Genomic DNA, 20,766 nt, shown 5'->3' with positions numbered 1-20,766 from the left:
CAGTTATTAATTATTTTTTATTCTTACCGTTTTTGAAAACTACTTTTTCTACAACAACTGGTTTTCCATTTCCTTTTGGGAATGCTTTCTTTTTAGGTTTTCCAACTGATGAACCTGACTTTGAAGAACTTTGATCGCCTCTGTATTTTTCTGAATCTTTTGGAGCTGCTTTAAATTCTGGTCTTTCTTTAGACGTTTCCTTCTTCGGAATTTCAGCCTTATGTTTCGCCAAAACGTCATTTGGGTTTTTAGGGTTTTCTTTCGTTCCTCTTAAATGAATTACCAATCCGTTTAAGAAATTACGCAAAACCTGATCGCCGCATTCCATGTAATTTGGGTGATCTTCTGCTCTAAAAAAAGCACCTAATTCTGATTTTGTAATTCTAAAATCTACCAATTCTAAAATTTCAACTATTTGGTCATCACGGAGCATCAAAGCCACGCGAAGTTTTTTAAGTATATCGTTATTCGTCATAATTTTTGTTTCAGGTTTTTTTGTTTCAAGTTTAGGATTTAAGTTTTTCCAATCTTTACTCCAAGTTAAACTCATTATTTATTTTTTGCAAAGGTAGTTTTTTAAAATGATTAAAATTGAGAATTAAATTCATTTAAAATACTAACCAATTTGTCCAAATCTTCTTTAAGATGATTGGCTGTAACTACAATACGATTGAGAGGTTCGGCATCTTTTGTGTATTTAAAACTGGCAATAATTATCTTTTCCTGTTTTAATTTTTCTACTAGATCATTTGATAGAAGATAAATTAAAGGATAGCTTTTATCAAATTTAATATTGATGTTTTCGTTTAATATCGAATCTAAGTAACTTAAGTTATCTCTAAGTTTTTGATGCTGCTTAGCATAAATTTCGGAAGCATCAGAAATACTCTGAACAAAAGCAGGATTCATTCCTGCTGCACTTGTAAAAACTTCCATTTCTTTTATTTGGTTGATAGTGGCAGCATCGGCCGCAATAACACCTCCGGTTAAACCAAAAGCTTTCCCCAAAGAAGAAACCATGATTTTTCTTTTAATTGGATATTGAATTGAATTGAAAATTCCTGAGCCATTTTTTCCAATAATTCCGAAAGAATGGGATTCATCAACAATTAGTGTGATTTCTTTGTGATCGGGGATTTCTTTCAAGAAAGAGAAATCAACAGGTTTTGTTTCAAAAGAAGGAACTCCATCCGTTAGAATCGTTATTTTTTCAGATTTCGGATTCAGTAATCGATCATTTAATTTACCATTTTCAAATAAGGAAAGACTGTTTTCAATTCTAATTGCAGCATGTGTATCATTAAAATGAAAGAAACAATCCGTTTGTTTTTTCATTAAATCTATGACCAATTTTCCAGCCAGCATTCCTGAGGAAACCGTGACAGCATTTTCTGATCCAATATGCGATGCTAGAAACTTTTCACCGCTATCATAAGCACTTAATTTGACATTGGCAGTTCTGGAGCTTCCGTATGTAGTTCCCCAAGTGCGAATGTTGTGGATTACTAAATCTTGAAATTCTTTATTTGTTGGTAAACCTAAATAGGCAGTTCCGCCAAAATACAAATATTGCTCTTGGTCAATTTCAATAATTCGATCTGGGAATTGTTCGACTATCATTTTTATAAAAGTGTAACTCCAGTTCCGTTAAGATCAGAATAACTTACAACACCGTCTTTTATAGTGACGCCGGTTGCAATATCTTCAGCCAAAAGAAGTGCGCCATCCATATCCACATAATCCAATTGAGGCAGTAAATGTGCGATTGCAGAAATTCCAACAGTAGATTCGGTCATGCAGCCTACCATGGTTTTTAATCCCAATTTTTTAGCTTCTTCGATCATGCGTTTTCCAGGAGTTAGGCCGCCGCATTTTACCAATTTAACGTTCACGCCATGAAAATGATTGAAGCACTTTGCAACATCTTCTTCAATAATACAACTTTCGTCTGCAATTACAGGAAGAACAGAATGTTTAAAAACTTCTTTATGTCCTTCCCAATTATTAGCTTTCATGGGCTGTTCTAGAAATTCGACCCCTAGTTTTTTTAATTCAACCGCATTGTTGATTGTTTCCTCAACTCCCCAGCCGCAGTTGGCATCAATTCTAAAAACGGCATTGGTATGTTTTCGAAGTTCCTTTACAATTTCAATATCTTCTTTTGTTCCGAGTTTAATTTTATAAATCGGCCAAGGAAGTTCCTGCATTTTTGAAACCATTTTGTCGATAGAAGCAATTCCGATAGTATAATCTGTCATCGGGTTTCTTTCGGTTGTGTAGTTCCATAATTCGTATAACTTTTTACCTTTTTTTCTGGCATACAAATCATTATAAGCCAAATCTAAAGCGCACAAAGCAAACATGTCATCTTTTAAATATGGATGGATTTTTGCCCAAAATACCTCCGGAGTTTCATTTTCTGTACTTTCAATAATGCTTCTAATTTTTTCTAAATCCTGCATCATCATCGGAACCGTTGTATTGTAATACGGATTTGAAGTTGCTTCTCCAAAACCAGAAAAACCATCGCTTTGTAATTCTACAATTAATGAAGGCTGAAAATCAATTGATTCTCTTGAAATCGTGAAAGTATGTTTTAGTTTGAGATTGTATTCTCTTAAAATTAATTTCATTTTTATAAAAGTATTTTTTTATTAATAACCCAGCCAAATTAAAGCTTCAGCAAAATGATCGCGCCAAAGTTTTTCATTGTGTTCACCATTTTTTACAATTTTGGTTTTGTCCAGATGAAGGCAGTAACAACGTTTGGTATCTAGTAAACGTTTCATTTTAGTTAAATCTTTTACCATATCGTCACTTTCTTTATCACCGGACAGAAAATAAATTTTAGTTTTGATTTTGGATTGTTTTTCTGTGAAAGTATAAATATTATTAGAAAACCAAAAAGAGGGAGAAAAAACGCCTGCTTTGCCAAAAACGTCAGGATATTTTAAAGCACCGTAATAAGAAACCAAACCGCCCAACGAACTTCCGAAAAGAATGGTGTTTTTAGGTTTTGTTTTGGTTCTGTAATTCTTGTCGATATACGGTTTTAGCGTTTTTACAATAAATTCCAGATAATTATCAGCGTTTCCGCCGCCGTATTTTTCGTTTTTAAACGGAGTAAGTTCATCGATGCGTTTTTCATTTCCATGTTCAATTCCCACAACAATTACGGGAGCTTTTAAGCTGTCTAATTTTTCATCGATATTCCATTCGCCAGAAAAAGAAGTTTTAGCATCAAATAAATTTTGCGCATCATGCATGTAAATAACACTGTATTTTTTTTGAATATCTTTTGAATAGTTTTCAGGAAGATAGATCCAGATTTTTTTTGAAGTATGGAGTTGAGGAGCTTCAATTGTAAAAGTCGATACATTTTTTGAAGCCGTACTTTGTGCTTTTCCGATAAGAGCAAATAGAAGTAAAACTGCTAGGAAAATCCTCTTCATTATCTGTGTTTTGTATTTTTGTTTAAAAGCAATATTTTAGCTAAAAATAATAAATTGATGAATACAGAAGCAGAAAAAAGAAGTTTACTTTTAGAAATGATTATGTTCGCTACTGTCGATGGACATTTGCATAAACGTGAGCTTGAATTTTTAAGACTTGTGGCTTTGGAATTGAGTATTAGCGAAGAAGAATTTCAAGATTTATTTCATCAGGAAACCAAAGCGATTCCTATCAAATCTGAAATGCAGCGTATCAACCAATTTTATAGATTGGCTTTATTAATGCATTGCGATGGTGTTTTACACGAAAGGGAATTCAAAGCAATTCAGCAGATTGCATTAGAAATGGGGCTAAATCCATCTGCTGTAAAACGTGTTTTGGAAATGATGAAAAAAGCCCCTAAAACCGTTATCAATCCAACTGTTGTTTTACAAGTTTTTCAAGAACAGCATAATTAAGCCAGCTGTTCTTGTAATTTTTTAATTTCGTCTCTCAGTTTAGCTGCTTGTAAAAAGTCTAATTCTTTAGCTGCTTTTTCCATCGTTTTACGTTTTTCCCTAATCATTTTTTCCAATTCACCTTTAGATAAATAAGCTGTTTCAGGTTCAGCAGCAACAGGGATAGGATGTCCTAATTCGTATTCTACCAACGGATTTTTGGTGAAAGCGCTTTCGATTTTTTTATTTAAAGCCTGAGGCGTTATGTTATTTTCAACGTTGAAATTAATCTGTTTCGTTCTTCGATATTCAGTTTCGTCAATTGTTCTCTGCATGCTGGCAGTAATTTTATCGGCATACAAAATTGCTTTTCCGTTTAAGTTTCTTGCCGCACGTCCAATAGTCTGCGTTAAAGATCTATGATTTCTCAAGAAACCTTCTTTATCGGCATCTAAAATAGCAACAAGCGAAACTTCGGGTAAATCTAAACCTTCACGAAGCAAGTTTACTCCAATTAAAACATCAAAAATACCTTTACGCAAATCCTGCATGATTTCTATTCTTTCTAAAGTGTCGACTTCAGAGTGGATGTAACGGCAGCGAATGCTTACTTTCGTCAAATATTTGGCTAATTCTTCAGCCATTCTTTTGGTTAGAGTAGTTACTAAAACCCTTTCGTCTAATTCGCAGCGAACCTGAATTTCTTCAATTAAATCATCAATCTGATTTAAACTTGGTCTAACTTCGATAACAGGATCTATTAATCCAGTCGGACGAATAATCTGTTCAACATAAATACCATCTGATTTTTGTAATTCATAATCAGCAGGAGTTGCAGAAACGTAAATTACCTGATTTTGAAGAGCTTCAAATTCTTCAAATTTCAAAGGACGGTTGTCCATTGCAGCAGGTAAACGGAAACCATATTCTACTAAGTTTTCCTTACGCGAGCGGTCACCTCCGTACATCGCATGAACCTGCGAAACGGTAACGTGACTTTCGTCAACAACCATTAAATAATCACTTGGGAAATAATCCAATAAGCAGAAAGGTCTTGTTCCAGGCTGTCTGCCGTCTAGGTAACGAGAATAATTTTCAATTCCAGAACAGTAACCTAGTTCCCGAATCATTTCTAAGTCGAAATTGGTTCTTTCTTCCAGACGTTTGGCTTCTAAATGTTTGCCTATTTCTTTAAAATAATCAACTTGTTTAACCAAATCCTGCTGAATTTCCCAAATTGCACCTTGCAGTACTTCTGGAGAAGTCACAAACATGTTAGCTGGGTAAATAGTCAGTCTTTTAAACTTTTCAATGACTTGTGAAGTCTTAACATCAAAAGATTCAATTTCCTCAATTTCATCTCCAAAAAAGTGAATTCTGTAAGCGTCGTCGGCATAACTTGGATATACTTCAACCGTGTCACCTTTTATTCTAAAATTTCCAGGATTAAAATCTGCTTCTGTTCTGGCGTACAAACTTTGTACAAGGCTGTGAAGCAGTTTAGTTCTCGAAATCACCTGATCTCTGGTTATCTCAATTACATTCTTTTTAAATTCGACAGGGTTTCCAATACCATATAAACAGGAAACCGAAGCAACTACCAAGACATCTCGACGCCCAGAAAGAAGGGAAGATGTAGTACTCAAACGCATTTTTTCAAGCTCTTCATTGATAGATAAATCTTTTTCAATAAAAACCCCAGTTACCGGCATAAAAGCTTCCGGTTGATAATAGTCGTAGTAGGAAACGAAATATTCAACGGCATTGTTTGGGAAAAACTGTTTGAATTCAGAGTATAACTGCGCGGCTAACGTTTTGTTATGCGCCAAAACCAAGGTAGGTCTTTGTACTTCTTCAATTACATTAGCCACAGTAAATGTTTTACCAGATCCTGTAACTCCCAATAAAGTTTGATATTTTTCGCCGTCGACTACTCCTTGCGCCAATTTTTGTATGGCTTGCGGCTGATCTCCTTTTGGACTATATTCTGAGGAAACTTGAAATTTCATGTGTTTACGCTGAAAATTTGGTTTTGTAAAGATACAAAGTTTGAATGCTATTCTAAAAAATTAATGATTGCATCATTGGTGATTTTAGATTGGTCTATCGATAAAAAATGACCAGCATCTTTTATAGTTTTTGTTTGGCTGTTTTTTAAATATTTTTGTGCTCTTTTTAGACTTTCGTCAGAGTTAATTACGTCTCTATCACCAATTAATACCAAAACAGGATTTTGAATTGATTGTAATTCTTTATCTGAAAATGGATGCATTTTAAGCATGCTCGAATTGGATTTTGCATATTTGTTGGCGAGATAAAACTGCCTTTTGTATATCTGGCTTATTTTTTCTGGATGCGTAGAAAATGTGGTCAATGTTTTACCAAATTTCTTTTCACTTGGAAATAATTTCAGCATCAAAGCAGAAGTTGTTTTTCCAACTTTATCAATAAATTTAAAAGTTTGTGCTGGACTTAACAAAACGATTTTATCAATCGAATTTGGTTTTTGTGTAGCTAATAATGTTGCAATCCAACCGCCGCGAGAAGCGCCTATAATATCAAATTTCTTTAATTTATAATGATCGAAAATTTCGTTATACCAAATGGCAATTTCTTCAGACGAAAGAGGTTTTGCAGTTAAGTTAGATTTCCCGGGTTCCATCAAAAAGTCAATGGCATATATACGGTGGTTTTTGGCTAAAGCCTGAATGTTTGGATACCACATGGTAGAGCTTGCATCCATTCCGTGAAGTAAAACTAAATCTTTCCCGTTTTTTGGGCCTGCAATAACTACGTGTGCTGTTCCAAAAGTTGTTTTAACGTTTTCCTCTGTATAAGGGATGTTCCAGAGTTTTAAAGCTTTATCGTAAGCGGTTTCATATTTCAGCTCTTCGCTTTTGGTTTTAAAAACATAATCTTCAAACTTTGCTTTTTTAGAAGCACAACTTGTAATTAAAAATAGTACGATTACCAAACGAGAATATAGTTTCAACATAGTTATAAAATTCAATTTAGCTTAAAGTTACGGGTATGGTAAGCGAATAGTGTATCAGAATTTTATTTTAAAGTATCATAATTTTACGATTTATCATCTTTCGAAGTGAGATAATAAATTTGGACAAATGCTAAAATGGCATTAGGAATAATAACTGGTAAAAGCCATTTGCTTAAATCACGGTAGTCGATTAAAAAAATGCCATAGATTACAAAACAAATGCATCCAAACATATTAATGAAACGGATGGTTCTAAGGTTTTTCAGCATGAAACCGCCAACAATAAATACTGATGCGAGATAACCAATATATTCTGCCATGATCTTGATTTTAAATTGCTTACAATAAATGTAGCGAAAGCAAATTATATAATCAAGATTTTGTTTTGGAAATCAGGCGTTTAAAATGTTTTTTTGTTTGAAGTAAAAAGTAAATTATATTTTTTTAGGATTTTGACTAGTGTGTCTAATTCTTAAAATCTGAATTTCTTTTGGGGTAATTTTATAGGTTATTCGATAATTATAAATTTCGTAAGCACGATAATTTTTGTCATTAGGAATTTTCATTTCATCCAATTCATAAATTTCCCAATTAGTACTTAAGATAACAGCGGAATTATAAATGCTGTCAATTACTTTGTTAGGGATATTTTTACTTTTGGTTTCTTGTATAAATAAGAGTAAATTTTTTCAAGCTGATTTTGAGCAGTTCTTGACCAAATTATTTCTTTTTCCATTGTTCAATTTTATCTTTAATTTCATCGTGGGAATAAAAATTTCCACTTTGAATTTCCTCTTCTGCAGTGTTTAGATCTTCATTATATCGCTCAGAATAATTTTTAGGTAAAGTTTTACGACTTTCCAAGATTGTTTTTAATGCAGATAAAAATGTATCGTCATCAATTTTTTCGATTTCAGAAATTAGAATATTTTTGAGTTGAAGAGTGTTCATAATTGAATAATTTTATCGAAGTTACAAAACAAAAAGGATATATGAGTTTTGAAATTCTTAAAATTTCCAAGTGCTATAATCTGCATCGGTTATAAAACTCCACGCCACAATACGGCTGTTTTTTTGCCCCTGCGACATTTCAATTGTTTTTACAGAAACGGCATTTACTTTTTTTAGAATTTTATAAATAGAAGAAAGATTTTCTTTTTTAGAAACTAAAGTGGTAAACCAAAAAACCTGCGAGGCATATTTGGCACTTTCATAAATCATTTGGGTTACAAAACCAATTTCGCCGCCATTACACCATAATTCGGCATTTTGACCTCCAAAATTTAAAACAGGATTTGTGTTTCTTTTTTCTTTGGGATTTAAATTGGAAACTTTTCTAGAGGTACTTTTATTCGCTTCTTCTGCAGAGGCATGAAAAGGCGGATTGCACATTGTAAATGTAAATCGATCTTCCGGCGTTATAATATTTTTAAATATAAAACGAGATTCTGTCTGTTGCTGCAGACTTATAGCTTCAATTAGTTTTGGATTTGCTTCAATTATTTTACTGCAGTTTTCAATAGCTTTTTGGTCAATATCTGTTGCTACGAAACTCCAATTGTAAATCGAATTTCCTAATATCGGATAGATTAAATTTGCACCTGTTCCGATATCTAAACCTAATACATTTGATGTTTCTGGAATTTGATTGTTATGGGTTTCTGCCAATAAATCAGCAATATAATGAATGTAATCTGCGCGTCCGGGAATTGGCGGACAAAGGTAATTTTTCGGAATATCCCAGTTTTGAATATCGTAATATGTCTGCAGTAATGCTTTGTTTAAAGTTTTTACAGCAAGCGGATTACTGAAATCGACAGTTTCAATTCCGTGTTTGTTGATGGAAACGAAAGCTTTTAATTCGGGACAATTTGAAATAAGAAGTTCAAAATCATAACGGGAACGATGAAGGTTTTTTGGATGTAAATTGTCTTTTTGTGAATTGTTTTCTGTTTTCATTTTTGTTGATTTCTATGCAAAGATAGGGATTCCATTTTTACAAAAAGATATTATGAAAATGACAGCCCTAGCCCTGATGGAAGCGGCATCCTTTTGTGTCTCGTTTTTTTAACGAGGCACAAAAGATACAGCGGACAGCAGGATCAGCTTCTAATCAAAACACTCCATCAAAAGCAGATCACCTTCGCGATGTGTTATGGTTACAATACCGTCTTTTTCGACAGAATTACTGCTCCCAGTTCGATAACCCATTGTTAGGGTGTCGTTGTTTAATTCGTATTTTAAATTGCTGGAATTAATTCCGTTTACAACTCCAATTGGAATAAGGGAAATTGGAGTTTTTGCCGTATACCATTTTTCGAATTTTGATGGTAAAAGGAATATTTTCGAATGATCGTCGAGAATTACAATTTTAAGTAAATTGCGGTAACGAACGATATTGGTAAGATTGGTAATCGTATGATCGGCACGTCTGCCAGTTGCCCAAACAACATTTACAGCAGGAATTTTTCTATCGACAAGATAATCAAATGCTTTCTCCAAATCTGTTTTGTCTTGATCTGGCGTATGAACGATTTCGATAGGAAATTGAGAAGTTTTATAAATCTCAGGATCAAAACCACGATCAAAATCGCCTAGTAGAACATCGACTTTTATACCTAATTCAATCACTCTTTCTATAGCAGAATCTAAAACAATTACAAGTGGAGACCATTCTAACAATTGTCCTAATAATTCAGGATCGCAGGCGGCTCCATTTGCAATTATTAAAGCAGGTTCCTGATCGTCTCGAACTATATGGTGTGATGACATGTGATTTTTTTTGAATGTGGTGCTAAGTTACATTTAGAATTTTAGATTTCTAGTTTTTTGCCACAGATTTCACAGATTAAAAGGATTAATCTCTTTAATTCTTTTAATCTGTGGCAAAAAAATTAAAAATCAAATCAATCTTCGATGGTAATTAATTTGACCTAAATGATAGGCAAGATGTGTCGCAAGATGCACTAAGAAAAATCCAGTTGTCATTTCTTTTTCAAAAACAATTTGTGGATAAATTGCATTCAAATCTTCTTCAGTTAAAACCTCAAGGGCATTATTTACCACTATGATAGTATTTTCAATTTTCTGAATTAATTCTGATTTTGGAATGTCTTTTAATGAAAATTCTAAAGGACGATTTCTAATGTATCCTGTTTTTCCAATTTCTGCTCCAATGTAAGTATTCAAATTGCCAATTAAATGAAGACAGAGATTACCGCCAGAATTAGAAATGTCGTTATTAACAGTCCACATTTGATTTTCATATTCATACGATTCAATTTCAAATTTGAGTTTATTTAAATCTCTATTGAAAAGTATTTTTAGTGTTTCGATTAGCATATCAATTTCTGTTTTTTATGGGAATCCAGATTTTTTCTTCAGAATCGGGATTATCTTTTTTATACTTTTCATCCATAACAGCAAAATGAGGTCTTTCATCTACAACATATTCGGAGTTTGGAAGCCATTCTGTGAAAATATAATGATACGTTTTATGTGCTTCTGCTGCTGGTCCTAAATGAAGAAAAACGGCATATAAGCCACTTGGCACAATTAGTGTTTTCATTGGTGTAGGATGATCATCAAAATCTGAAACTTCTACAGCCGCCCATTTTTGAAAATTGTCATTAGGATCAAAATTATCAAAATGATTTTCAGGATAAACCTCTAAAGAATATAAATTAGGGTTTACTACGTTTTTTATTTCTTTTCTTTTGGGCATAAAACCACTCCACAGTTGAAATGTTTTATTTTCTATGAAAGACATTTCAATAGAATGACCGATAAGTTTTTTTTCGGCTAAGGTTTTAATTTGTACTTCCATTTTTATTTTGAAGTTATTTTATACTTGACTGTGTACGTTTCGCAAAGTGAAAAATAGCCTAAAGGATAATTTTCTTTATTAGTTACATTGACAATATTTCCTTTTACAGTTGCCGGAGGAGATTGAAATGGTCCTCCAAAATTACTACCAGCAATACTTACTAAAATACTCATATAATTAAAGTATTGTTTTGAGATTCCAGAATGTGTGATTTCAATTTCATTTCCAATTTCTAAATCATCATCATCAGAAAGACTGAAAAATTCATTACCGTTGAAAAATTTATCCTCATCTACATAATAAGTTGATTTGACTTTATTAGGGTAAACATATTTGTATAAATAATAATTATCTGCATCGGCAGGATCATTATAAAACGCTTTTATTTCAATATCTTTTCCTGTAAACCCGCCTTCATTATTCTGATCTATTCGGGTAATGGGTGCTACTGATTTTAAGGTTTCATTTGCGATATATCTACTGCCTCTGCTAATTACAGTTAACGTGTATTGTTCGTCGATAACTGGCTTAAAATTAATACATACATATTGGCCGGTTTTTTTAACTTCTATAAAATTAAATTGTTCGTTATGACTATTTGTTATATAGACAATTGCACCAGAAACCGTTGGGATTGTGTTTTCAAAATAACCAGTTGTTGTAGTTAATCTAATTGTCTGTTCATTTCCTGTTGTGCCTTTTTCCCAATTAATGGCCGCTTCTATTACTAATTTTGGAGGCGCTGTATCTAAATCAACATCAACCACCTCTTCACAACTTGCGAAGAAGAATGATATAAAAAACACGATTAATAATATTGCTTTTTTCATAATATATTTTTTATTTCTTTGACAGAAAGTATTTTTAGAACTTAAAATTATAACTAACGGCTGGTACGATTCCAAAAATGGATGTTTTAACAGCTTCGTTATCACCAGTGTCTACATTTTGTCTAAAATTTATAGACGCAGCATTCATACGATTATAGAGATTGTAAATACTGAAAACCCATTCGCCTTTCCAATTCCTATCCTTATTTTTTCTTGGGGTTAAAGTCGCAGAAATGTCCAAATGATGATAAGCAGGAAGTCGATTTTCATTACGTAATCCGTAGCTTGGAACGGTAATTCCTAAATATTCGTATTGTCCATTCGGATACGTAACCGGCTGTCCAGACTGCAATGCAAAATTAGCTCCAAATGACCATTTTTCATTTAAATTATAAGCCGACGTAATAGCTAAGTTATGTGTTTTGTCATAAGCCGAAGCGTACCATTTTCCGTTATTAATTCCAATTTCTTCTGGTGTTCTGCCAGGAGTCTGCTGTTCTGATTTAGATAATGTGTAAGAAACCCAGCCATTAAACTTGCCTTTATTTTTCTTAACCATAATTTCTAAACCATACGCCCTCATACGGCCATTTAAAATTACTTGTTCAATAGCATCATTAGCAATTAAGTCGGCTCCATCAATATAATCGAGTCTATTTTTAACTTCCTTGTAATAGGTTTCAACTTCAAATGAATATGCTCCGCTGCTGATATTTCTAAAATAGCCTAATGCAACTTGATCTGCAAGCTGAGGTCTAATATACTTGTCACTTGGCATCCATACATCTAATGGAGTAGGAGATGAGGTATTTGAAATTAATTGAAGATACTGTGCCATACGATTGTAACTTGCTTTTATGGCTTGATCATCGTTTAATTGGTAAGAAACTGAAAATCTAGGTTCAAAATTATTATAATCTTTTATCACTTTATTTTTGCCAAAATATCGTGTAGAAGTCGGTGTTCCTTTTTCGTAAATCTGAATATCGCTATTAAAAACGACTGCTTGATCATTGTCATAATAATTAATAGTTGAGGAACCTAATCTATAAAAAAGGCTGTAGCGTAATCCGTAAGCAACAGTAATTTTATTTGAAAGCTGACTTTCCGCATCTAGATAAACAGATGGTTCAAAAGCATATTTTTTGTCTAATTGATCGGGGTTAATTCCAGAATCTGTGCTGCTTGGTTTTATGGTTCCTGGATTAAACTCATAATAAGTTGCGTTTAAGCCATAATTAAGTTTTAATTTATCCGAAAGATAATGTTTGAAATCGTATTTGATGTTATAATTTTTAATTCCAGAATCCCATTTAAAACCTACAAAATCAAGATCTAATCCGTAGTAGTAATCGCTGTAAATCAAAGAGAGATTTGAAAATAATTTATCAGAATATAAATGATTCCATCTTAAATTCAAGATCGAATTTCCGTATATATTGGTGAAACTTTTATTCAAACTGAAAACATCACGGCCAAAATAACCTGATAAATATAAACTGTTATTGTCGTTGAGTTTATAACTTAATTTGGTGTTTAAATCGTAAAAATAAGCAGCATTATTTTTGTCATCTTCGGAAAGTTTTAAAAATAAATGAGCATAAGAAGCTCTTCCTCCAATTAAAAAAGAGCCTTTGTCTTTTACAATTGGACCTTCGGCAAGAATACGGCTTGAAATTAATCCGATACCGCCGTTCATGTGGAAATCTTTACTGCTTCCGTCTTTTTGGTAAATATCTAAAACAGAAGAAGCTCTTCCGCCGTAACGCGCAGGAATTCCGCCTTTATACAATTTTAAATCTTTGATTGCATCGGGATTAAAAACAGAAAAGAAGCCGAAAACATGCGATGAATTAAATATTGTGGCTTCGTCTAAAAGAATCAAGTTTTGATCTGCGCCGCCTCCGCGGACATTAAATCCAGATGCGCCTTCTCCGGCATTGGTAACGCCTGGAAGTAATAAGATAGATTTAAGTACATCGACTTCTCCTAAAACAACCGGCATTTTTTTTATAGTGGCAATAGAAAGTTTATTGGCACTCATTTCTGGCGATTTGATGTTGATTTTGCTTCTGTTATCTGTAATGACAACTTCTTGAAGTTCTTCACCGTTTTCGCTGATAGAAAAGTTAGTTTTGGTATTCTGATTTAAAAGGATATTTTTTTGAATGGTTTGGTAGCCAACATAGCTAATCTCAATTTCGTATTCTCCTTTTGGGATAGAAATAGAATAAAATCCGTATTCGTTTGTTGTAGTTCCTATTTTAAGAGTTGGAATATAAATATTTACTCCAATTAAAGTTTCGTTGTTTTTGCTGTCGCTGACAGTACCGCTTAAAGTGAATCGTTCCTGTGAAAAGGATGTAAAAATCGTTAAAATAAAAAGAAAAAATGCGCAGGTATTTTTTGTAATCATTACATTGATTTTGATATACATAGTTAACAATTCTTACTTAACATTTTAGCGGAACTTTTGTTAAACATAAGTTAAGATAAAAAAAGGACAACTTTTTGAGTTGTCCTTTTTAATATCATTGAAAAATGCACTATTAGTACATTTTGACAATTATTTAATTTTTGCAATAATAGCGTTGAATGTTTCGCTCGGACGCATTGCTTTACTTACTAACTCAGGAGTTGGCTGGTAATAACCGCCAAGAGTTTGAGGTTTTCCTTGAGCACCAATTAATTCTGCATCGATTTTTGCTTCATTAGCTTCAAAATCAGCAGCAATTGGAGTAAAGATTGCTTTCAATTCAGCATCTTTGTTTTGAGAAGCCAAAGCTTGAGCCCAATAGAATGCTAAGTAGAAATGAGAACCACGGTTGTCAATTTGTCCAACTTTACGAGCAGGAGATTTATCGTTAGCTAAGAATTTATCGTTTGCTTCGTCAAGAGTTTCAGCTAAAACAATTGCTTTAGAATTATCTAAAGTTTGTCCTAAATGTTCTAGAGAAGCACCAAGAGCTAAAAATTCTCCTAATGAATCCCAACGTAAATATCCTTCTTCTGTAAATTGCTCCACGTGTTTAGGAGCAGAACCTCCAGCACCAGTTTCGAACAATCCACCACCATTCATTAATGGAACGATAGATAACATTTTTGCAGAAGTTCCTAATTCTAAAATTGGGAATAAATCTGTTAAGTAATCACGTAACACGTTTCCTGTTACAGAAATAGTATCTAAACCTTTGATGATTCTGTCTAAAGTAAATTCAGTAGCAGCAACTGGGTTTAAAATACGGATATCTAAGTTTGTAGTATCGTAATCTTTAAGGTACTTTTGAACTTTTACGATCAATTCTCTATCATGTGCTCTGTTTTCGTCTAACCAAAAAACAGCAGGCGTACTAGATAAACGAGCTCTGTTTACAGCCAGTTTAACCCAGTCCTGAATAGGAGCATCTTTTGCCTGACACATTCTGAAGATATCATTTGTTTCAACGTTTTGTTCCATTAAAACATTTCCGTTTGCATCTACCACACGAACAACTCCGTCAGCTTTCATTTGGAAAGTTTTATCGTGAGATCCGTATTCTTCAGCTTTTTGAGCCATTAATCCCACGTTAGGAACACTTCCCATTGTTTTAGGATCAAAAGCACCGTGTTTTTTACAGAAATCGATTGTTGCAGTATAAACTCCCGCATAAGAACGGTCTGGAATAACAGCAATTGTATCTTGCGCTTTACCATCTTTGTTCCACATTTGTCCAGAAGTACGAATCATTGCCGGCATAGAAGCATCAACAATAACATCCGAAGGAACGTGTAAGTTTGTAATTCCTTTATCAGAATTAACCATTGCCAAAGCTGGTCCGTTTTCGATCGCTTTAGTAATGTCAGCTTCAACTTCAGCCTGCTCAGGTCTTCCAGCAATTTTAGCATAGATATCACCTAAACCATTTTTAGTATCCACATTTAACTCAGCAAATAAAGTTTCGTATTTTTTGAAAAGATCTGCAAAATATACTTCAACGATAGCGCCAAAGATAATTGGATCAGAAACTTTCATCATTGTAGCTTTTAAATGCACAGAAAGTAAAACACCTTCTTTTTTTGCTTCAGCAATTGCATTAGCAGCAAATTCTTTTAATTTTTTTACACTTAAAACAGAGCTGTCGATAATTTCACCTGCTTTTAGCGGAGTACTTGCTTTTAAAACAGTAGTTGTTCCGTCTTTTGCAACAAATTCGATTTTAACATCATTTGCATCTGCAACAGTCAATGATTTTTCACTTCCGTAAAAATCACCATTTGGCATAGAAGCAACTTTAGTTTTTGAGTCAGCAGACCAAGCACCCATTGAGTGCGGGTTTGCTTTTGCGAAGTTTTTAACTGCTCTTGGAGCTCTACGATCAGAGTTTCCTTCACGTAAAACTGGGTTTACAGCAGAGCCTAAAACTTTTGCATATTTTGCTTTAATTTCCTTTTCAGCATCGTTTTGAGGATCTTCTGGGAAATTTGGCACGTTATATCCGTGAGATTGTAATTCAGCAATAGCCGCTTTTAATTGAGGTACGGATGCTGAAATGTTAGGTAATTTAATAATGTTTGCTTCTGGCTGAGTTGCTAATTGGCCTAATTCTGCCAATGCATCTCCAGTTTTTTGAGCATCTGTCAAAGAATCTGGGAAGTTTGATAAAATTCTTCCTGCCAGCGAAATATCTCTGGTTTCGATTTCAATTCCAGCTGTTGCTGTAAAAGCTTGAACAATTGGTAACAAAGAGTAAGTTGCCAATAACGGCGCCTCATCAGTTAAGGTGTAAAAAATTTTTGATTTATTCATTTTCTTTTTTTTTTATAATCGTATCGTCAGGAGTTAACGATGTAAAAGATATATTCGGCTCAAAATGAGCGGAGCAAATATAATAAAATCACAACGAAAACGGTTGAGTTTTCCTGAGAAAAGGAGAAATTAACAGATTGTTAATTCGAGCTCCTTAAATTGCTAAATTGATGATTTTGATATTAAAAAATTACAGTTTTGATAGTGATGAAAATAGAACATAAAAAAAACTCGTTTCAAATAATATGAAACGAGTTTTTTATAACAATTCGATAAATGATTATCTTCTTTTATCTTTAATCTTAGCTTTTTTACCAGTAAGTTGTCTGAAGTAGAAAATTCTAGCTCTACGTACAGCACCTTTCTTGTTGATTTCGATTTTTTGTAAAGCTGGTAAGTTTACTGGGAAGATACGCTCAACTCCAATAGCTCCAGACATTTTACGAATAGTAAAAGTTTCTGTGTTACCAGAACCTCTTCTTTGAATTACAACTCCTTTAAAAAACTGAGTTCTAGTTTTTTCACCCTCTTTAATTTCGTAGAAAACTGTGATTGTGTCTCCAGCTCCAAATTCAGGGAAATCTTTTTTAGCAACGAATTCGTTTTGAACGAATTTTAATAAATCTGCCATGATAATTTTATTATTATAGTTTAGATAGAGTAACATTCACGGATTTCGCCAGAGGTTAGTCTAATTCGGGTGCAAAGATAAATTAAAAAAATAAAAATCCAAGAAATAAAATTCCAAATTCAAATTTTTTAATGAACTGATTATTTGGGATTTGGGATTTTTTGAGTTTCAAATTTATTCTAATAAATCTGGTCGCCTGTTTTTAGTGTGTTCATACGCCATATCTTCTCGCCATTTATCGATTTTGGCAAAATGGCCGCTGGTTAAAACTTCTGGGACTTTCCATCCTTTATAATCTGCAGGCCTTGTATATATAGGTCCAGAAAGTAAATTATCTTGAAAGCTGTCTGTTAATGCTGAGGTTTCGTCGCTCAATACACCAGGAATTAATCGAATTAAAGCATCAGATAAAACCAAAGCTCCTAATTCTCCTCCTGATAAAACATAATCACCAATCGAAATTTCTTTAGTAATAAAATGATCTCTAACTCTTTGGTCAACACCTTTATAATGCCCGCATAAAATGATAATGTTTTCGTACATAGACATTTTATTGGCCATTTTTTGATTTAAAGTTTCACCATCAGGCGACATATAAATGATTTCATCATATTCTCGCTGACTTTTCAAATGGGTAATACAGTCATCAATTGGCTGAATTGTCATTACCATTCCAGCACCACCCCCAAACGGATAATCATCAACACTTTTCTGTCTGTTCGTGCTGTAGTCACGAAGATTGTGAAAATGTACTTCGACTAAACCTTTGTCAATGGCACGTTTCATAATCGAAGCCTCAAATGGACTTCTTAATAATTCTGGTAAAAGTGTAATGATATCAATTCGCATTTTCTGTAAGTTATTCTAAAGTGCAAAGATACAAGTTAATATTTGGCAATAAAAAAACAAAATTCAAATCCTTAGAAATGTTTTTAAATATGAACTCATTATTAGTGTTGAGTAAAAATATTTATACTACAACTTATTGCTTTTTAATTCGTTATGTAATAATTATATAACACTAAAATGTAATTGTGTAATTTTTTATTTTGTAATTTTAAGTACCATTACACTACCTAATTATATAATTAAAGTTTTACAAATTCCAAAAACGTATCTATATGAAAAAATTAATACTGTTTACCGCAATACTTTTGCAGCTTTCATGCTCAAGTTCGAAAAACGCAATGAATAATTCTGTTGGAGAAACCAAAGCGAAATTGATAAAAACTTGGGGATCTCCTGTGCGGACTTTGGCTGATAATCAAGAAGGACAAATTCTTGTATACGCGGACCAGGTTTTTACGAATGAAGATAATTCTGATGGTTCAAAAATAGCTGGTCAAAATTATTGGACTTACAATTATATATATATAAATAAAGAAGGTAAAGTTACTTCAACAAGACAAGAAAAACAGAATTATCCTCCTCAGGCTATTGACTCACAAAAAATGGAAGGGATGAAATTGTTAACTTCGAAGTGATGGTATTCTAAAATTGAAATATTTTAACGGTGAATCAAATTGTTAAAATATTTTTTATTTGACTTAAATTGTAGCTGTTTTTTGAATATATTTAGCAAAAAGTATATGAAAAAAATAGCTATTATTGTTTTTATATTATTATGTTCTTGTAATAAGGAAAAACTAAAAAATACTGCAAAAGAGATCCGAAAAGATATTCCTAAAGCAGCATTATATTTTACGCAGATCAAAGGTAATGATGTCAAACTAGGAAAACCTGTTTATGGGGATTGGCTGTTTTCCCGCAAAGAAAAAGGACAAACTTTTGAACAATACTTTTTATCTAAACATATCGTTCCGACAAAGGATGAAAATATTATTTATATACGACCAATTGGGAATTTTAATTCTTTACAAAAGAAACAAATTGAATTATTAAATGAATATTTAGCAATATTCTTTCAATTAAAAACAAAAACTCTAGAACCCATTTCAAATGATGTAGTGCCAAATTCTGCAAGAAGAATGATGTTTGGGCACGAACAATTGTTGGCTGGTTATCTTTTAGATGATGTATTAAAGAAAGAAAAACCTGCAAATAGAATTGCGTTAATGGGACTTTCAGAACTTGATCTATATCCTAAACCAGAATGGAACTATGTTTTTGGTTTGGCTTCTTACCGCGACAAAGTTGGTGTGAGTTCAATTTACAGACTGCAGGATGGAGAACTGACTTCTGAAAATTTTAATGTTTGTTTGTCTCGATTAATCAAAATAAGTTCTCATGAAATAGGTCATATGTTTGGATTACATCATTGTATCAATGCCGATTGTGTAATGAATGGATCTAACAGCATGAGCGAAACAGACAAACAATCTATACGATTATGTTCTGTCTGTCAGCAAAAATTAAGTTCTTGTATAAAATACGATGACAGGAAGAGGCTGGCAGATTTAGAGGATTATTTTAAACGAAATAATATGACTCCCGAATTTTTGGCAATGAAAAAGGATGCTGAGGCTGTTTCAACAAAAAATAATTTATAATTATTCGGATTTACTAAAAAATGATTACTAGAAGAAATTTTATAATTAATACGGGTCTGGCTGCAACAGCAGTTCTGGCTTCGCCGTCATTCGCATTTTCTATGAATAAAAAAGAAATAGGTTTACAATTGTATACACTTCGTGAAGAACTTCCGAAAGATGTAAAAGCAACTTTAGAAAAAGTAGCGAAAGCAGGATTTACAACTGTCGAAACATATGGTTTTTCAATTAAAGATCAGTTTTGGGGATTAACGCCTAAAGAATTGAAAAAGATTTTGGATGATAATGGACTTAAAGCAGTAAGCGGCCATTATAATTTAGGGGGCTTTTTATACGATGGAAATACCGAAGAACTAATAGCTTCAATAGAAGCAGCAAAAATTCTAAAAAGTGAATTTTTAACCATTCCGTGGGTCGACGAACCTTTTAGAAGAAATATAGCAGATTATAAAAAGATCGCTGCCCGAGTAAATGAAGCAGCTGTAATGTGTAAAAATGCAGGTTTGAAACTGGCATATCATAATCATGATTTTGAATTTCAAAAACATGACGGTATAACCGGTTTTGAAATCTTATTAAATGAAACCGATAAAGATTTAGTTTGTTTTGAATTAGATTTATACTGGGTCATTCATTCTGGAAATGACCCTCTAAAGTTGTTTAAAGAAAATCCGGGACGTTTTAAAATGTGGCACGTAAAAGATAAGGATAAAAATAATAATGATTTAAACACCGAAGTTGGTAACGGAACTATAGATTTTAAGCCATTGTTTGCAGCAGCAAAACAATCTGGAATGGTTCATTTTTTTGTGGAACAAGAAAATAATTTTGCCGTAAATTCTTTTGATTCTATTAAGAAAAGCTGTGATTTCATTTCCGAAAAATTGCTTTAAAACAACTCGTTAAAATGCTTATTTTTGTAAAAAATCAATTTTAAAGTTATGCAGAACATAGGAACAAGCAAAGAATTTATTAAAGGAGATGATATTGAATGGGAAGTAGTTGGTGAAGGAATCAAACGCAAAATCCTAGCTTATGATGATAGAGTAATGCTCGTAAATGTGCATTTTGAAACTGGAGGAATTGGTGTTTTGCATGATCATTATCATACACAAGTCACTTATGTGGCAAGCGGTAAATTTGATGTTACAATAAATGGGATAACAGAAACTTTAAAAGAAGGCGATAGTTTTTACATTCCGCCTCACGCAGTGCATGGAGTGGTTTGTCTGGAAAGCGGTATGCTTACCGATGTTTTTGGCCCAGCGAGAGAAGATTTCTTGAAATAGATTAAATAG

At 33.0% G+C, this 20,766-nt stretch carries 23 protein-coding genes; 5 read left to right on the top strand and 18 right to left on the bottom strand.

Going from position 1 to position 20,766, the window contains the following annotated elements:
- Positions 1-10 precede the first annotated feature (10 nt).
- The 4 genes from ASE40_RS20270 to ASE40_RS20255 form a co-directional block, all read right to left on the bottom strand.
- A complete protein-coding gene (locus ASE40_RS20270) occupies positions 11-475 on the bottom strand; it encodes a DUF1456 family protein (RefSeq protein WP_057119873.1) in 465 nt (154 codons plus the stop codon).
- Positions 476-585: 110 nt separating this feature from the next.
- Positions 586-1,620, bottom strand: coding sequence for an aminotransferase class I/II-fold pyridoxal phosphate-dependent enzyme (locus ASE40_RS20265; protein WP_057119229.1), 1,035 nt, complete (start codon positions 1,618-1,620; stop codon positions 586-588).
- Positions 1,621-1,622: 2 nt separating this feature from the next.
- Positions 1,623-2,633 carry a dipeptide epimerase gene (locus ASE40_RS20260; protein ID WP_057119227.1) on the bottom strand — a complete coding sequence of 337 codons (1,011 nt, stop codon included), beginning with the start codon at positions 2,631-2,633 and terminating at the stop codon, positions 1,623-1,625.
- 21 nt (positions 2,634-2,654) lie between these two features.
- Positions 2,655-3,452, bottom strand: a complete 798-nt coding sequence (locus ASE40_RS20255; protein WP_057119225.1) for an alpha/beta hydrolase — start codon at positions 3,450-3,452, stop codon at positions 2,655-2,657.
- Positions 3,453-3,509: 57 nt separating this feature from the next.
- Here ASE40_RS20255 and ASE40_RS20250 point away from each other — a divergent pair, with 57 nt between their 5' ends.
- Positions 3,510-3,911 (top strand): TerB family tellurite resistance protein, encoded by a 402-nt coding sequence (locus ASE40_RS20250; protein WP_057119872.1) that lies wholly within the window; start codon positions 3,510-3,512, stop codon positions 3,909-3,911.
- Here the strand turns inward: ASE40_RS20250 and uvrB are convergent.
- From uvrB to trmD, 14 genes are all read right to left on the bottom strand, one after another.
- Positions 3,908-5,899 carry an excinuclease ABC subunit UvrB gene (gene uvrB / locus ASE40_RS20245; RefSeq protein ID WP_057119222.1) on the bottom strand — a complete coding sequence of 664 codons (1,992 nt, stop codon included), beginning with the start codon at positions 5,897-5,899 and terminating at the stop codon, positions 3,908-3,910. The genes ASE40_RS20250 and uvrB overlap by 4 nt on opposite strands.
- A 47-nt stretch (positions 5,900-5,946) precedes the next feature.
- Positions 5,947-6,885: an alpha/beta fold hydrolase gene (locus ASE40_RS20240; protein WP_057119220.1), complete on the bottom strand. Its 939-nt coding sequence runs from the start codon at positions 6,883-6,885 to the stop codon at positions 5,947-5,949.
- Positions 6,886-6,968: 83 nt separating this feature from the next.
- Positions 6,969-7,205 carry a hypothetical protein gene (locus tag ASE40_RS20235; protein WP_057119218.1) on the bottom strand — a complete coding sequence of 79 codons (237 nt, stop codon included), beginning with the start codon at positions 7,203-7,205 and terminating at the stop codon, positions 6,969-6,971.
- A gap of 114 nt (positions 7,206-7,319) precedes the next feature.
- Positions 7,320-7,469 carry a type II toxin-antitoxin system RelE/ParE family toxin gene (locus tag ASE40_RS22625; protein ID WP_410503492.1) on the bottom strand — a complete coding sequence of 50 codons (150 nt, stop codon included), beginning with the start codon at positions 7,467-7,469 and terminating at the stop codon, positions 7,320-7,322.
- 136 nt (positions 7,470-7,605) lie between these two features.
- Complete coding sequence (locus ASE40_RS20230; protein WP_057119215.1) at positions 7,606-7,836, bottom strand: hypothetical protein; 231 nt, start codon at positions 7,834-7,836, stop codon at positions 7,606-7,608.
- Positions 7,837-7,893: 57 nt separating this feature from the next.
- On the bottom strand, positions 7,894-8,844 hold the full coding sequence (gene rlmF / locus ASE40_RS20225) for a 23S rRNA (adenine(1618)-N(6))-methyltransferase RlmF (RefSeq protein ID WP_057119213.1): 951 nt from the start codon (positions 8,842-8,844) through the stop codon (positions 7,894-7,896).
- 150 nt (positions 8,845-8,994) lie between these two features.
- The gene (locus ASE40_RS20220) at positions 8,995-9,657 is read right to left on the bottom strand and encodes a thiamine diphosphokinase (protein WP_057119210.1); all 663 of its coding nucleotides are present in this window, start codon (positions 9,655-9,657) and stop codon (positions 8,995-8,997) included.
- A 129-nt stretch (positions 9,658-9,786) separates the two neighbouring features.
- Complete coding sequence (locus ASE40_RS20215; RefSeq protein WP_057119208.1) at positions 9,787-10,227, bottom strand: DinB family protein; 441 nt, start codon at positions 10,225-10,227, stop codon at positions 9,787-9,789.
- A 1-nt stretch (position 10,228) separates the two neighbouring features.
- Positions 10,229-10,711 (bottom strand): GyrI-like domain-containing protein, encoded by a 483-nt coding sequence (locus ASE40_RS20210; protein WP_057119206.1) that lies wholly within the window; start codon positions 10,709-10,711, stop codon positions 10,229-10,231.
- A 2-nt stretch (positions 10,712-10,713) separates the two neighbouring features.
- Positions 10,714-11,541: a DUF4249 domain-containing protein gene (locus ASE40_RS20205; protein ID WP_057119203.1), complete on the bottom strand. Its 828-nt coding sequence runs from the start codon at positions 11,539-11,541 to the stop codon at positions 10,714-10,716.
- 34 nt (positions 11,542-11,575) lie between these two features.
- Complete coding sequence (locus ASE40_RS20200; RefSeq protein ID WP_057119871.1) at positions 11,576-13,957, bottom strand: TonB-dependent receptor; 2,382 nt, start codon at positions 13,955-13,957, stop codon at positions 11,576-11,578.
- A 150-nt stretch (positions 13,958-14,107) separates the two neighbouring features.
- Positions 14,108-16,327, bottom strand: a complete 2,220-nt coding sequence (locus ASE40_RS20195) for an NADP-dependent isocitrate dehydrogenase (RefSeq protein ID WP_057119201.1) — start codon at positions 16,325-16,327, stop codon at positions 14,108-14,110.
- A 280-nt stretch (positions 16,328-16,607) separates the two neighbouring features.
- A complete protein-coding gene (gene rplS / locus ASE40_RS20190) occupies positions 16,608-16,958 on the bottom strand; it encodes a 50S ribosomal protein L19 (RefSeq protein WP_057119870.1) in 351 nt (116 codons plus the stop codon).
- A 174-nt stretch (positions 16,959-17,132) separates the two neighbouring features.
- Positions 17,133-17,807: a tRNA (guanosine(37)-N1)-methyltransferase TrmD gene (gene trmD / locus ASE40_RS20185; protein ID WP_057119198.1), complete on the bottom strand. Its 675-nt coding sequence runs from the start codon at positions 17,805-17,807 to the stop codon at positions 17,133-17,135.
- Between the two features lie 272 nt (positions 17,808-18,079).
- Here trmD and ASE40_RS20180 point away from each other — a divergent pair, with 272 nt between their 5' ends.
- The 4 genes from ASE40_RS20180 (at position 18,080) to ASE40_RS20165 (ending at position 20,757) form a co-directional block, all read left to right on the top strand.
- The gene (locus tag ASE40_RS20180; RefSeq protein ID WP_057119196.1) at positions 18,080-18,442 is read left to right on the top strand and encodes a hypothetical protein; all 363 of its coding nucleotides are present in this window, start codon (positions 18,080-18,082) and stop codon (positions 18,440-18,442) included.
- Between the two features lie 105 nt (positions 18,443-18,547).
- Positions 18,548-19,468 carry an archaemetzincin gene (locus ASE40_RS20175; protein ID WP_057119194.1) on the top strand — a complete coding sequence of 307 codons (921 nt, stop codon included), beginning with the start codon at positions 18,548-18,550 and terminating at the stop codon, positions 19,466-19,468.
- A gap of 20 nt (positions 19,469-19,488) precedes the next feature.
- On the top strand, positions 19,489-20,361 hold the full coding sequence (locus tag ASE40_RS20170; protein WP_057119193.1) for a sugar phosphate isomerase/epimerase family protein: 873 nt from the start codon (positions 19,489-19,491) through the stop codon (positions 20,359-20,361).
- 48 nt (positions 20,362-20,409) lie between these two features.
- Positions 20,410-20,757 (top strand): cupin domain-containing protein, encoded by a 348-nt coding sequence (locus tag ASE40_RS20165; protein ID WP_057119190.1) that lies wholly within the window; start codon positions 20,410-20,412, stop codon positions 20,755-20,757.
- Positions 20,758-20,766: the final 9 nt, after the last annotated feature.

Source organism: Flavobacterium sp. Root935, from assembly GCF_001429295.1.
GTDB lineage: Bacteria > Bacteroidota > Bacteroidia > Flavobacteriales > Flavobacteriaceae > Flavobacterium.
The sequence above is the reverse complement of the archived record's forward strand: the minus strand, read 5'-3'. Positions and strand labels throughout refer to the sequence as shown.

Excerpts from the sequence above, each read along its gene's own strand:
- ASE40_RS20270 (WP_057119873.1), bottom strand. The coding sequence starts at position 475 with ATGACGAATAACGATATACTTAAAAAACTTCGCGTGGCTTTGATGCTC.
- ASE40_RS20265 (WP_057119229.1), bottom strand. The coding sequence starts at position 1,620 with ATGATAGTCGAACAATTCCCAGATCGAATTATTGAAATTGACCAAGAG.
- ASE40_RS20260 (WP_057119227.1), bottom strand. The coding sequence starts at position 2,633 with ATGAAATTAATTTTAAGAGAATACAATCTCAAACTAAAACATACTTTC.
- ASE40_RS20255 (WP_057119225.1), bottom strand. The coding sequence starts at position 3,452 with ATGAAGAGGATTTTCCTAGCAGTTTTACTTCTATTTGCTCTTATCGGA.
- ASE40_RS20250 (WP_057119872.1), top strand. The coding sequence starts at position 3,510 with ATGAATACAGAAGCAGAAAAAAGAAGTTTACTTTTAGAAATGATTATG.
- uvrB (WP_057119222.1), bottom strand. The coding sequence starts at position 5,899 with ATGAAATTTCAAGTTTCCTCAGAATATAGTCCAAAAGGAGATCAGCCG.
- ASE40_RS20240 (WP_057119220.1), bottom strand. The coding sequence starts at position 6,885 with ATGTTGAAACTATATTCTCGTTTGGTAATCGTACTATTTTTAATTACA.
- ASE40_RS20235 (WP_057119218.1), bottom strand. The coding sequence starts at position 7,205 with ATGGCAGAATATATTGGTTATCTCGCATCAGTATTTATTGTTGGCGGT.
- ASE40_RS20230 (WP_057119215.1), bottom strand. The coding sequence starts at position 7,836 with ATGAACACTCTTCAACTCAAAAATATTCTAATTTCTGAAATCGAAAAA.
- rlmF (WP_057119213.1), bottom strand. The coding sequence starts at position 8,844 with ATGAAAACAGAAAACAATTCACAAAAAGACAATTTACATCCAAAAAAC.
- ASE40_RS20220 (WP_057119210.1), bottom strand. The coding sequence starts at position 9,657 with ATGTCATCACACCATATAGTTCGAGACGATCAGGAACCTGCTTTAATA.
- ASE40_RS20215 (WP_057119208.1), bottom strand. The coding sequence starts at position 10,227 with ATGCTAATCGAAACACTAAAAATACTTTTCAATAGAGATTTAAATAAA.
- ASE40_RS20210 (WP_057119206.1), bottom strand. The coding sequence starts at position 10,711 with ATGGAAGTACAAATTAAAACCTTAGCCGAAAAAAAACTTATCGGTCAT.
- ASE40_RS20205 (WP_057119203.1), bottom strand. The coding sequence starts at position 11,541 with ATGAAAAAAGCAATATTATTAATCGTGTTTTTTATATCATTCTTCTTC.
- ASE40_RS20200 (WP_057119871.1), bottom strand. The coding sequence starts at position 13,957 with ATGATTACAAAAAATACCTGCGCATTTTTTCTTTTTATTTTAACGATT.
- ASE40_RS20195 (WP_057119201.1), bottom strand. The coding sequence starts at position 16,327 with ATGAATAAATCAAAAATTTTTTACACCTTAACTGATGAGGCGCCGTTA.
- rplS (WP_057119870.1), bottom strand. The coding sequence starts at position 16,958 with ATGGCAGATTTATTAAAATTCGTTCAAAACGAATTCGTTGCTAAAAAA.
- trmD (WP_057119198.1), bottom strand. The coding sequence starts at position 17,807 with ATGCGAATTGATATCATTACACTTTTACCAGAATTATTAAGAAGTCCA.
- ASE40_RS20180 (WP_057119196.1), top strand. The coding sequence starts at position 18,080 with ATGAAAAAATTAATACTGTTTACCGCAATACTTTTGCAGCTTTCATGC.
- ASE40_RS20175 (WP_057119194.1), top strand. The coding sequence starts at position 18,548 with ATGAAAAAAATAGCTATTATTGTTTTTATATTATTATGTTCTTGTAAT.
- ASE40_RS20170 (WP_057119193.1), top strand. The coding sequence starts at position 19,489 with ATGATTACTAGAAGAAATTTTATAATTAATACGGGTCTGGCTGCAACA.
- ASE40_RS20165 (WP_057119190.1), top strand. The coding sequence starts at position 20,410 with ATGCAGAACATAGGAACAAGCAAAGAATTTATTAAAGGAGATGATATT.